Raw genomic sequence first — 13,336 nt, forward strand, 5'->3', positions numbered from 1 at the left:
TTTAATATTAACTCTTAAGTTTTTAGTTTTTATACTAAAAAATCACTTTTTCCAACTAAAAAGTCAAAATATATTGCAAAAAATGTAAATTTAAGGCTAAACCAAATCGAAGTAAAAATAAATGACCAACGAACAACTAAAAGACTTAGAAAATAAATTATGGGATTCTGCTAATGCCTTGCGTGCTTATGGTGGAATCAAAGCCTCTGATTATGCCGTACCTGTATTGGGACTGATATTTTTGAAATATGCAGAGAACAAATATAAACAGCATGAGTGGAAAATTAAAGCAGATCATGGAGCAGTTCAGGGGACTCGAATGGAGCGCCCGATAGAGGAAATAGCCTTAGAAGTTTGTGGTTTTTACATGCCCGACCATGCTCGTTTTGATTACCTGTTGAGTTTACCAGGAGATCAAAGCATGGCAAAAGCCTTGCGAGCAGCAATGGAAGGAATTGAACAGTATCAAGATGCTTCTTTTCAGGATGTATTACCTAAAGAAGCTTATTTTGAAATAGAGAAGAAGAAGGATGATATTTTACCACAATTGCTGAAGACCTTGTCGGACATTCCAGAAGATGCGACGGGAGATATTTTTGGTAAAATTTATGAGTATTTCTTAGGGAAATTTGCCATGAGCGAAGGGCAGAAAGGAGGGGAGTTTTTTACGCCAACTTCTGTCGTACGTTTTATTGTAGAAGTAATAGAACCCTACAAAGGAAAAATCTTTGACCCTGCTTGTGGCTCAGGGGGGATGTTTGTTCAATCCGCTACCTTTATCAACCAATCCCAAAAAGATGTCAACGATATTTACGTTTGTGGGCAAGAGTATATGGGCGAAACCGTGCGTTTGGCAAAGATGAACTTGTTGGTGAATAACCTAAGAGGAGAAATTACAGAAGTGAACTCTTATGAAACAGATGCTTATGACAGTTATGGGAAGTTTGATTTTGTAATGGCTAATCCTCCTTTTAACGTCAAATCGGTAAAAGAGAGTACGGTTAAAAACGATCAACGTTTTTATGAATATGGTTTGCCAACCAATAAAGGGAAAAAGGTTGATAAGATTGCAGATGCCAATTACCTTTGGATTTCTTTATTTGCTACTTCTTTGAATGAAAAGGGAAGGGCTGGCTTTGTGATGCCCAATTCGGCTTCGGATGCTCGTGGAGCGCAGCAAGAGATTCGCAAGAAGATTGTGGATTCAGGTATTGTGGATTGCATGGTGAGTATGCCTTCTAATATGTTTTTGACGGTGACCTTGCCTGCTACCTTGTGGTTTTTTGATAAGCAAAAGGTACATACAGAGCGCAAGGATAAAATTCTCTTTTTGGATGCTCGAAATGTTTACCATCAGATTGATCGAGCGCATCGAGAATGGACGAATGAGCAACAGCAAAATCTAGCGGCTATTGTGCGTTTGTATCGTGGAGAGAAGGAGCGGTATTTGGAATTGATTCAAAGCTACTTTCAAGAATTAAAAACAGCTTTGGAAGACTTGAATTCAGTGCGTTTTGAGTTAATGCGGACACAAGAATCCTTAAAACAAAACTTGAAAGATTATACTAAAAAACAAGAGAAAGAATTGAGCACTGCTAAGCGTAAAAAATTAGAAGGTGCCACTTTCTTTTTGAGGATAAAGAATTTTGAAAATACCGTAGGGAAAGCACAAGATAGGAAAGTAGACTTGCCTAAACTTTTGGCAGCTGTAAGCTTGGAAAATAACAGACAATTGGAATTGTCTGAAAAGGTAAAGGCATTTCTTCAAATAGAAACAACCATTCACGAATCCTTTAAGATGGATAATAGTAAGTTATCAGAATTATGGGCGCTTGCGGATAAACATCTTAAACTCAAAAACGATACGACTTGGGGGAACTTGAGTCGTGGAGATAAGCAATTGGAAGTTGCTTTACAGGATTATACAATGGCTAAAGAATGGGTGGTATATTGGTTGGAAAATATTACTTGGTTGCAAGAGCGTTTTCCAGATGCCGAATATCAAGATGTGGTAGGACTTTGTAAGATGGCAGATGCTAGTGAGTATGCAGAAGAACAGGATTATTCTTTGAATGCTGGACGTTATGTTGGGGTGGAGATTGAGGATGATAAGATTACACGAGAAGAGTTTGTTTCTATGCTAAAAGGTAAACAGGTTTATTTGAAAAAATTAAATGAAGAGGCTAAAGTTTTAGCAAATGAAATTATTGTGAACCTAAATCAAATCGTTAATGGCTAATTGGAAAACTATATCTCTAGGTGAATATTTTGATTTTTCTTCTGGTTTATCTAAAAGTGCAGATCAGTTTGGTTCAGGGTATCCATTTTTATCGTTCAAAGAAGTTTTTAGAAATTATTTCGTACCTGAATCTTTAGTTTCATTAGTCAATACAACAAAAAAAGAGCGTGAAAAATGTTCTGTTCGAAAGGGAGATATATTTTTAACACGAACTAGTGAAACTAATGATGAGTTAGGAATGAGTTGTGTTGCTTTAAAAGATTATCCCAATGCTACATTTAATGGGTTTACAAAACGATTACGCCCTAAATTTAAAGGTATTGTTGATCCCATTTTTATAGGATTTTATCTAAGAAGCTCTCAGTTTCGTGCTCAAATTTCAGCATATTCTAATTTGTCAACAAGAGCAAGTTTAAATAACGATATACTTGAACGTCTCAAACTTAATATTCCACCTATTGATGAGCAATTGAAAATAGGTCGAATATTGATGAATTATACAAATTTAATCGAAAACAACAATCAACGCATCCAACTCTTAGAAGAGATGGCAGCAGAGATTTACAAGGAGTGGTTTGTGCGCTTTCGTTTTCCTGGGTATGAATCGGCTACTTTTGTGGATCAAGAAGGGAAGGAGGTGCCACATGGTACGGATGGGGCTTTGCCTTTGGGCTGGGAAATTCAAAGAGTTAAAGATTTTGGTAAAATAGTAACAGGTAAAACACCATCTAAAAAAGATGACTCAAATTTTAATGGAGATATTCCTTTTATAAAAACTCCTGACATGAAACAGGGAATGTTTCTTTCAACTACAGAAGAAACATTATCAAAAAAAGGAGCAAATAGCCAATCAAGTCAATATATTCCTAAACACTCAATTGTTGTTAGCTGTATAGGTACAGTGGGAAAGGTTGGGATTTCGACTAAATTAAGTCAAACAAATCAACAGATTAATTCAGTTATTCTAAAAAGAAAAATGATGTTAGAGTATTTGTATTATACTTTAATTAGAATGAAACCAATGATAGAAAGTTATTCAGCAACAGGAGCTACTATGGCTAATCTTAGTAAATCAAAATTTGAGAACTTAAAAGCTGTTAAACCTAATCAAGAAGTAATAGAAAAGTTTCATGAGGTAGCTAACCCTATGTTTCTTGAAATTAAAATACTTCAACAAAAAAACGAAACCCTCCAACAAACAAGAGACCTATTACTACCCAGACTAATCAGCGGAAAACTAAGCGTAGAAAACCTAACCTTATCAACACTAGAAGCAGCAAGCACCGTGAGCAGTTAAGAACCAACAGTAGACCCTAAAAAAGCAACAACATGGCATTTATCAACGAATCGCATATTGAAGAAGCAGACGTCAATTTATTTGTAAAAGGCTTGGGCTATCAGCATATAGATGCTTGGGAAAAGCAATTGATTGGGCGCAAGCACTTAAAAAATGTCGTGTTAACAGATCGCTTAAAGAAACAGTTGATTAAATTGAATCCAGTTTTGCCAATGGATTGTATTGAAACAGCGGTTGAGGAATTGAGCAAGAGCCGAGCGAAGTTGACGCCAGTAGTTGCCAATAAAGAAGTTTATGAACTGATAAAAGGAGGCGTACCTGTTACGTATAAGAACAAAGAAGGGAGGGAAGAAAACGACTATGTGAAAGTCTTGGATTTTGAACAGCCTTCCAACAATGATTTTGTGGTGGTCACTCAATTGAGCATAGAATACCAACGCACCGAAAACATTACTCGTAGACCCGACCTGTTGTTGTATGTGAACGGCTTGCCCTTGGTGATGATTGAGTTGAAGAATGCTACAGAAAAAGTCAAACTAGGGTTTGATAAGAATCTCAACGATTATAAACGAGACATTCCACAACTGTTTTGGTACAATCTATTTGTCGGCATATCGAATGGCATCCAAACCCGTGTAGGGGCTTTTAGTGCAACTTGGGAACATTTCTTCTCTTGGGTAAAACTAGAAGATACAACGGTTGCCAATGAACAACCAACTCGAAAGGAAATCGAAGCAGAGAGCGAAAAGAGTGGAAACCATTTAACCTTGCAATTGTTTTGTGAGGGCTTGTGCCGAAAGGATAAACTGTTAGATTACTTTGAGAACTTTGTTTTGTATCATAACAACAAAGTAAAAATCATTGCCAAAAACCATCAATTTCTAGGGGTTAACAATGCGATTGAATCTTTTAAAAATCGAGCAGGAAAGAAAGGAAAGCTAGGCGTATTTTGGCATACCCAAGGTTCAGGAAAATCTTATTCCATGATTTTCTTTACTCGAAAAGTAGAACGAAAAGTACAAGGAAATTGGTCCTTTCTCATTATCACAGACCGTAAAGATTTAGACGATCAAATCTATCGTAACTTTTTAGAGACAGAAACCATCCATGAATTAGATCAAAAAAAGAAAAGCCATTATCGCCCTAGCTCCAGGGCGGAATTACAAGAATACTTGCAATCCAATCGAAGCCATGTTTTTTCACTCATACACAAGTTTGGCATTGAAAAAGGAAAAAGTTATCCCAAACTAACGGATCGAGACAATTGGATTGTCATTATAGATGAAGCTCATCGAACACAATACAAAGGCTATGGCGAGAACCTACGTATTGCCATTCCCAATGCCCAATTTATGGCCTTTACAGGAACACCTTTGTTGAGCAATGAATTAACCAAAGATTGGTTTGGACCTTATGTATCCGAATACAACTTTGCGCAAAGTATTGAAGATGGAGCAACGGTTCCTTTGTTCTATAAAAAGTCAGTTCCTCAAGTTGAGCAAATCAACGAGGATATGGTTGGCGAAGCTGCTCAAATCTTAGAGGAAGAAAACCTAACAGAGGAGCAACAAAAACGCTTGGATCGAGAATATTCTACCTTATTGGAGATTGTAAGAAGAAAAGATCGTTTGAAAGAAATTGCCTTACACATTGTGCAGCATTTTCCTTATCGTTTGGATGTAGACGATGACAATGGTGCAAGAAAGCCCATGAAGGCAATGGTGGTTTGTATTGATAAATTTACAGCCGTTCAAATGTATGAATTGGTGCAAGAAGCATTGGAAGAAGAGTTAAAGAAATTACACAGAAAAAGCAAACAAACCCAAGATCCAGCAGAAAAAAGCCGTTATAAGCGAGCCATTGACTTTATGAAGGAAACTCGTATGGCAGCCGTTATCAGCCAAGAAGGAACGGATAAGGAAGAAAGGGAGAAGTTTGAAAAGAAGGGTTTAAACATAACAAAACATCGTCAACTCATGGATCATCCAGATGAGGATGGTCGCAACATAGAAGATTATTTTAAAGATCCCAATAATACGTATCGAATTGTTTTTGTAACAGCTATGTGGTTAACGGGTTTTGATGCGCCTTCTGTATCTACCTTATATTTGGATAAACCAATGCAAAATCATGGTTTAATGCAAGCTATTGCTAGAGCCAATCGAGTGATTGAGGGAAAGAAAAATGGTTTAATTGTAGATTATTTTGGTGTCTTTAGAAACCTGAAGAAAGCCTTAGCGGATTATGCGGAAGGTTCAAAAGGCAAAGGCAAAGGGGGAGCGGATGAATTTCCTGTAAAGGAGTTTGAAGAATTGTTGGATTTATTAAGGGAAGCTATTGCTCAAGCTAAAGCCTATTGTAAAGAATTGGCAATTGATTTGGATGCTATTTTAGATCTGAAAGAAAAGAGTTTTAAAGAGATTGAATTGTTCCAAGATGCTGCTAACATTATCCTGGAGCGAGATGAATATCGTAAGCAATTGGGCTTATTTGTGAATACTATTGTTGGGCTTTATGATTCTTCGAAACCTGATATATACGATTATCCTGAAATTAAACGAGAGAAGGAAGTTTTGGAGTATTTGCGTAAGGTGGTTGATCGACAGGTGGATCAGGATGATGCGATTGAACGGGCGAAGGGAAAGCTAGATGTTTTGTTAGATCGTAGTATTGGGAGTATGGGCGACCTAAGAGAACAATCCTATGAATATACGATTAATTCTTCTAAGCAAATAGACTTGAGTCGTTTGGACTTTGCGCAGCTCCGTGCTGAATTTCCTGAAAAGAAACATCAGAATATTCAGTTTGCTGATTTGCGAGAGTTGATGGAAAAGAAACTCAAGCAAATGATTGGACAAAACAAAACTAGAGGAACTTTTTTGGATCGCTTTGAACGTTTGATTGAAGAGTATAATTCAGGTAGTTTGTCGATTGAGCGTGCCTACGAAGAATTGATACAGCAAGCTGAGCGTTTATCGGAAGAAGAACAACGAGCGGCTAAAAATGATATGTCTGAGAGTCAGTTGGAGTTGTTTGACTTGTTGAAAAAGGAGAAGTTAACGAAGAAGGAGGAACAAGAGGTGAAGTTGGCTGCAAAAGAATTATTGGATGTGTTGTTTGATGCTAAAAATAAGATTTTAATTCAGGAATGGCATAAAGAAAAAGCTACACAGAGCAAGGTGAAGGGAACGATTAATAGAATACTTGGGGATAGATTGCCAGATTCTTATGATCGCCAAATCTTTGGGGAAAAACTGGATGTTGTTTTTCAGCATTTTTATAGCTTGGCAGAGCTTGGACGTGGGTTTGCTGCTTGATGATTTTTTTGTAACAAATGAAAATATAAGACAATGACAATAAAAGAAGCTACCTTAAAAAGCTTAGAAGATATTAAGGGGTTGGCTAATTCTAATGAGGTGTATCAACATATAGTTGCTCATAATTACTATGTTTTTGGAGCCAAAACGCCTGTTTCTACGGTTTCAGCTGAGTTGGGAGATTTTATTAGAAAAAAGGATAGTAGAGTGAAACGTATCAAAGGAAGTGGAGGTGTTTTTTCATATTATTTAACTAAACATGAGCAGGAGATAGGAGCAGCTGTATTGACACAAATAGCACCTCAGAAAACGAATTCAAAAAAAACGTTCAAAGAACGTGATTTGCATAAGTTGTTGAGTACTTATTTAGAAAGTAAAGGAACTTATTCAAAAACCATTTTTCATGAACTATCTAGGAGTACCAAAGATAGTAATCAAAAGTGGATACATCCTGATATGGTAGGTATTAGTTTTTTGAAATTGCAAACGAAAGAAAGTCAAACTCTACTGAAGGCCGTTAAGCAGGAAGATACTTTTAAAATGAGTTCTTATGAGTTGAAGAAAGAGATCAATACAGATTATGAATTGAAAAAATCTTTCTTTCAGGCGGTGTCTAATTCTAGTTGGGCTCATTATGGTTACTTAGTTGCTTTTGAGATTGGAGATAGTTTGTTAGAAGAAATTGAACGACTAAGTCAGTCGTTTGGTATAGGAGTAATTGAACTGAAAGCAAATCCTTATGAAAGTGAAATTTTATATCCGTCTCGTTATAAAGAACTAGATTTTAAAACAGTAGATAAATTATGTAATATTAATTCAGATTTTAGGGTATTTGTTGAAAAGACAGAGAAACTTTTAACAGCGCATGATCGTTATGTAGATTCAACCGAGCGTGAATTGGTGGATTTCTGCGATTCTTACTTTAAGAATGACTCAGAGATTGACCAGTATTGTAAGGAAAAGCATATTCCAATAGATACTTTAGATGAGATTTAACCAACAAACTACTAAACCATGAATATCCCAGAAGATTACATCGAATTTCTGCATTGGGTCAAGGAAATCACAGAAACATTTTGGAGCAAGGATCCTGTTCCTCAAGAAGAAGGAGTAAGCCCAGAGGAGTGGGTGAGAGGAGCAAAGTGGATTGGACTAGAGGAAGAAGAAATTGATGCCATTGAGGAAAAATATCAAATCAAGTTTACCAAAGAACATCGAGCTTTTTTAAATATTCTACATACGATTGATAAAAAGGAACCCATTGAGTGTTACGATGACAATGATGAAGTCTATTATATTGAGAAGTCTTTTTTTTATAACTGGAAAACAGATGATGATGAGCTGAATTATCGTTTTGAGTGGGTTTTTGAAACGATACTTCAAGATGTATTGGGTGTTAATCAGACTTGGCTAAAATCATGGGGTAAAGAGCGCCCTAAATCTGATGATACAAAAAAGGAGATTTTTTCGAACTGGTTGAAACAAGCGCCAAAATTGATTCCTATACATGCACATCGTTTTGTGGTTAGCGAACCATCTAATTCTGACAATCCTGTATTATCGGTTTGCGGTTCAGATATTATTGTATATGGGTGGGGGATGAGGCATTACTTGATAAATGAATTGGGTGGACATTTGGAACTGATGTATTGGGAGTATGATGAGGAATTTGATTGTTGGAGTGTAGAGCCTAAAGAAGAACTAGAAAATTTGTACAAGTTAGAGTATGCTACTGCAAAGGATAAAACGATTCCTTTTTGGGAAGAGATGATTTTATATTGGAGTACTGGTTGGTCTAGTTTTGGGCGGGAATGTCCTTATCATACTAAAGGAGAGGTAGATCCTATTGTTAGTGCTTTTGTTGCTGAAGATGAGGAGTGAGAATTCTTAAAATCTATTGATTTATTATAACCTATCATTACTCCGTTGAAAAATCGTATTAGTTTGATTATCAGTAAGATGTACTTTTGTTGGTTTTTGTACTAAAAGACTGATAATTAAACTAATGCAAGATGCTTTTTTACGTTTTTACTTCGTGAGCCTGCGGGTTCGTAGGAAAACTAAAAAATCAACGGAGTATTAAACCTATTGAACCATGAAATATTTAGTATGCTGTATTGTTCTTTTCTTTTCGTTTAGAAGTAGTGGGCAAGTCGAAATAGATGAAACTAACTTTTGGAAAGTTAGAGATTATGCTGTTTATATAAAACACCTAATAGAGAAAGAAGATAAGGTGAAATTGTGGAAAGCATTAAAAGTCATCAAGCCATCAAGCCTTGAAAAGACAGTTGTTAATTTATTTCTTGATGATGAAATTTATAAAGAAAAAGGTGTTTATATAATACCAGATATTGCATTGACAAGTACTGAAAATGTGTTTAAAATTAATATCTATGCATCTAAATTTTTAGAAGATTCCATAAAAGGAGATAGGGCGAAACTTTATTTTAATATATCTATGCGAGCTGTTTATAATCGTAAGACAGATCGAGTAAGAATATTAGATGGTGAATTGTTGTCTTCAAAAATAGATATAGAACGCTGGTGGTATAAACAGATGGCAAGTTATCGAGATACGATTAGTGGAAGGCAAAAAATTTATAAGCAATTTAAACTCCCATCGCCGCCACCAATTCCTCCTCCATTAGGTATGTTTATTGCTAAAAAAAGAGACTATCGTAGATTTTTAGAAGAAGGAGAGAAAAAGATAGAAATGACCTATCAAAAGATGACTTCTCAGACTAAGGAAGGAGCATACATTGTTAGAACATTTTATCCAGAGAAAGAGCAAATTACAGCGTTGGTTACTTATAAAACTGGGAATTGTGAGTTGAAAAATGGAACCTACCAAACTTGGTTTGATAATGGAAATAAAAAGGTAGAGGGGCATTATGATAATGATAAAGAAACGGGGGATTGGAAATACTATCGTCATAATGGAACATTAAGTTCAGAAGGGGGCTGTAAGGAAGGAAAGTATCATGGGAAATGGAAAAATTATGATTATAAAGGACGTTTGAAAAATGAATTAGTTTGGGTTGATGACCTTAGAGAGGGGGCTTTTACAGAATATGATACATTAGGAAATATTATTAATAATGGTGTTTACAAAGCCGATACTATTTTTGAACAAACAAAAGTAGTCGAGGAAAGATCTGTACAGCCATTAGAGAGTGGTACAATCTATACTATTGTTGAAGAAATGCCTTATTTGAAACAATTTGAGCATATAGAGGATATAGTGGAACGTAAGAAAAAATCAGATCGGTTTTTATTAGAACACATTTATCAACATATTATCTATCCTGATTTTGCTAGAGAAGAAGGAATAGAAGGCAAAGTAATCATTAATTTTACAATTTATGAGGATGGTAGCCTTAGAGATATTGTCGTCATCTCTGGCGTTTGTGAAGTAATTGAAAAAGAATGTTTGAGAATTGTGGAGACAATTCCAGCTTGGAATCCTGGGAAACAAGATGGAAAAGCTGTTCGAGTGAAATATTATTTGCCAATACGATTTAAATTAAACTAACAACTTCCCATACTCAGCAATCTTCCCAGCTCGATCCAAACGATTGACCACCTGCCTCGCCTTATAAAAGTCCTGGTTTTGCGGATTAATAAAATCCTTCAAAGCAAGCCCCGTAAAAGAACCCTGCATCATGCCATAGACCAAAATACGAGCCGCATAAGTTGGCTGCAGTGCTAGATCAGGTTGGTTGACAAAATCCACCCGAAAGACACGAGCCATCTTTTGATAATTCTCCTTCCAAGTCAATTGAACAAAACCCCGTCCAAAAGTAGTTTGGGAACACTTACAAGTGGCGACAGGAATAAAAAATATACAGAGAGTGTACGTAATAGATTAGGCAATAATAAAGCAAAAGATAATCGATATACACCAGATAAAGTTAAGCGAAGAGCTATTGGTGAAGCATTAAAAACAGGAAAAGCAACATATTAGAATAAAAAATGATCTCTAAAAAAAATAGTAGCTACATAGTTGTTTTATTAGTCATTTTGTTAGGTTGTCAACGAGCCTTGGATAAAGTAGAGGATAATAGTTATCTATTTATATTCCCATTTAAAGATTCTACAGGACTATATGGATATATGAATAATAAAGGGGAAACAATCGTAGAACCACAATTTAAGCACGCTAATTATTTTACAGAAGGTATCGCTTCTGTCGTTAAAGATAGTCTATATGGTTATATAAAGTTAAATGGAGAATGGAAAATTAAACCTACTTTTAGGCATGCTAAGCCGTTTTTTAATGGATATGCAATTGTAGATCTAGCTGACTCTATGGGTATTTCTAAAGAGTACCTAATTTCAAAGCAAGGGAATGTTGTATATGAAAAACCTAAATCGTTAAGAAAGGTACTTAAAGGAGGTTTATTTGTCTGTTTAGAAAATGGTAACTCTATTATATTGAATGTATTAGGTGATACAGTTAAGGTTGTTAGAGAAGGGGTTCTTTATGCTTCTACTAAAGAGAATATGTTTTTTTATACAGATTCAGGAATGGTTCAGCTTCATATTTCTACCAATAATCTTAAGCCCCTTGATTCATTTGATTATATAGGTCCGTTTAGTGATGGAATAGCAACTGCTATTAAAAATGGAAAGAATATTGTCATTGATGAGAATTTAGCAACTGTTTTTGTCATTCCTCCAGAACATAGAGGTTTGGATGAATGTAAAGAATCTAGAATAGGTTTTTCTAAAGATAAGAATAATAGAGTCTATAGTGGATTCTTGAATGAAAAGGGAGAGGTTGTGATTCCTCCAATTTATCGTTCTGTACTTTTTTTTAGCGAAGGAGTTGCAGGAGCTTCTATTCAAAGCTCTAAGGGTGAGGTCTGGGGTTTTATAGATACATTAGGGAAGTGGTGTGTTGAGCCTCAGTTTGATGAAATTTGGGATAGTTATTGTAATGGGCTTGCTATTGTGAAAAAGGATGGGGATTGGGGATATGTTAATAAACAAGGGATATGGGTTAAGAGGTGTAAGTTAGGTGAAAAGTGGGAAGATGTTATTGCTACAAGTAGATTTGATTACTTATATTCTACGACCTGTAATTGTAGGTTTTAATATTTTAAAGTAACCGTTAGAAGGATATTATTGTATGATTCCTAGAGTTAGGAAGTTAAGAACGAATATTAAACAAAGTCATTAACAACCAACTTCCCATACTCAGCAATCCTCCCAGCTCGATCCAAACGATTGACCACCTGCCTCGCCTTATAAAAGTCCTGGCGTTTCGCATTAATAAAATCCTTCAAAGCAAGTCCCGTAAAAGAACCCTGCATCATGCCATAAACCAAAATACGAGCCGCATAAGTTGGCTGCAGTGCTAGATCAGGCTGGTTGACAAAATCCACCCGAAAGACCCGAGCCATCTTTTGATAATTCTCCTTCCAAGTTAATTGAACAAAACCCCGTCCAAAATAACCCGAGGACCAATATTGATTTTGGCGGTTATACAGCTCCGTTTGGCTAGGAGCTGCACGCCGTTCCTGGACAGGACGAAAGTGACTTTCGTGCCAAGCCGTTGCCAAGATATAAGCCAGCTTATTTTTGTCCCCATCGCCATAACGATGGAAAGCCGCCACAATCTTACGGATAGAATCCTGTTGGGTTGCATCCATATAACCAAAAGCATTTTCACAAGTTTGAATGGCTTTTTCTTGAGCCAATTTTAAGCGAATCTTAAGAACCAGGAGAAGGAGTAAAAAGAGCAGTATAGCACCGCCCATCCATTTTAAAGTAGAATTGTTTTTCATGTTTGAATTTGTTGATACTGATAAATACCATAGACAACTAAAGCACCAGCTGCAGCAACCACTCCAACCGTCACCGCCACTCGAGACCAATCGGTTTTCATAGCAGGATAATCTCGATTCAAGGAGTCAATCAATTGCCTTTCATAAGGACTATTAATACGCCTGTAATAAGCAATCATCCGCTGTCTAAAGGCATTAAAAATACGAGCCTGCCCTACTCGCAGGATTTGCCGATTGAGCGCCTGAACAGAAGCCACCCCAAAAGCACCATCCACCGAAAGGCGCTCTCCCAAGTCATTAAGGGTGCGCTGCATTTCTTTGATGGCATTGCCTCCAGCCGAACTTTTCATATCTGCTAAAATATCCGCAAGGGCTTGGCTCTGGATCAAGTCGCCTTGGATCTTATCCCAATATTGAACCTTATAAATCTGCATGGCTTCTCCAATAGACAATGCCTCCATTTCTGCTTTAGAGACCATGCGCCCACGCCAGGCAATGAGTGTCGGAGCGGCAATACTTCGATTGGTACCGATCAAAGTACCCACCCCGACTTGATTGGAAGACCAATTGCCCTTGTCGTTGTACAGATCCTGATAACCTGCCATGATACGCCGCCACCGTCGTTTGGTGGGCAGCATCCAACTGTTGAAACTAGCCATAGGAAGAGGTTTTTGAAGTGGTTTTGAAAAAGCAA

General features: G+C 36.6%; 10 protein-coding genes. 7 read left to right on the top strand and 3 right to left on the bottom strand.

The annotated features are described in order from the left end of the window. The first annotated feature begins 121 nt into the window (after positions 1-121). The 6 genes from QP953_RS12160 (at position 122) to QP953_RS12185 (ending at position 10,385) form a co-directional block, all read left to right on the top strand. Positions 122-2,239 (top strand): class I SAM-dependent DNA methyltransferase, encoded by a 2,118-nt coding sequence (locus tag QP953_RS12160; protein ID WP_309555250.1) that lies wholly within the window; start codon positions 122-124, stop codon positions 2,237-2,239. Continuing rightward, positions 2,232-3,536, top strand: a complete 1,305-nt coding sequence (locus QP953_RS12165; protein ID WP_309555251.1) for a restriction endonuclease subunit S — start codon at positions 2,232-2,234, stop codon at positions 3,534-3,536. Before QP953_RS12160 ends, QP953_RS12165 begins: the two co-directional genes overlap by 8 nt. 32 nt (positions 3,537-3,568) lie before the next feature. Further along, positions 3,569-6,853 carry a type I restriction endonuclease subunit R gene (locus QP953_RS12170; RefSeq protein ID WP_309555252.1) on the top strand — a complete coding sequence of 1,095 codons (3,285 nt, stop codon included), beginning with the start codon at positions 3,569-3,571 and terminating at the stop codon, positions 6,851-6,853. A 33-nt stretch (positions 6,854-6,886) separates the two neighbouring features. Continuing rightward, entirely contained in the window at positions 6,887-7,849 is a 963-nt protein-coding gene (locus QP953_RS12175) for a hypothetical protein (protein ID WP_309555255.1), read from the top strand. A gap of 18 nt (positions 7,850-7,867) precedes the next feature. Continuing rightward, the gene (locus QP953_RS12180) at positions 7,868-8,734 is read left to right on the top strand and encodes a hypothetical protein (protein WP_309555257.1); all 867 of its coding nucleotides are present in this window, start codon (positions 7,868-7,870) and stop codon (positions 8,732-8,734) included. Between the two features lie 214 nt (positions 8,735-8,948). Then, complete coding sequence (locus QP953_RS12185; protein ID WP_309555258.1) at positions 8,949-10,385, top strand: TonB family protein; 1,437 nt, start codon at positions 8,949-8,951, stop codon at positions 10,383-10,385. Here QP953_RS12185 and QP953_RS12190 read toward each other — a convergent pair. Continuing rightward, positions 10,377-10,631 carry a hypothetical protein gene (locus QP953_RS12190; protein ID WP_309555259.1) on the bottom strand — a complete coding sequence of 85 codons (255 nt, stop codon included), beginning with the start codon at positions 10,629-10,631 and terminating at the stop codon, positions 10,377-10,379. The two genes, QP953_RS12185 and QP953_RS12190, sit on opposite strands and share 9 nt — an antisense overlap. Before the next feature lie 194 nt (positions 10,632-10,825). Between QP953_RS12190 and QP953_RS12195 the strand changes: the two genes are divergently transcribed. Then, complete coding sequence (locus QP953_RS12195) at positions 10,826-11,950, top strand: WG repeat-containing protein (RefSeq protein WP_309555261.1); 1,125 nt, start codon at positions 10,826-10,828, stop codon at positions 11,948-11,950. A gap of 68 nt (positions 11,951-12,018) precedes the next feature. Here QP953_RS12195 and QP953_RS12200 read toward each other — a convergent pair whose 3' ends face one another. Then, the gene (locus QP953_RS12200) at positions 12,019-12,642 is read right to left on the bottom strand and encodes a glycoside hydrolase family 19 protein (protein WP_309555263.1); all 624 of its coding nucleotides are present in this window, start codon (positions 12,640-12,642) and stop codon (positions 12,019-12,021) included. Next, positions 12,639-13,301: a glycosyl hydrolase 108 family protein gene (locus tag QP953_RS12205; RefSeq protein WP_309555265.1), complete on the bottom strand. Its 663-nt coding sequence runs from the start codon at positions 13,299-13,301 to the stop codon at positions 12,639-12,641. Before QP953_RS12205 ends, QP953_RS12200 begins: the two co-directional genes overlap by 4 nt. Positions 13,302-13,336 lie beyond the last annotated feature (35 nt).

It is taken from the genome of Aureispira sp. CCB-E, from assembly GCF_031326345.1.
In the GTDB taxonomy this organism is placed as follows: domain Bacteria; phylum Bacteroidota; class Bacteroidia; order Chitinophagales; family Saprospiraceae; genus Aureispira.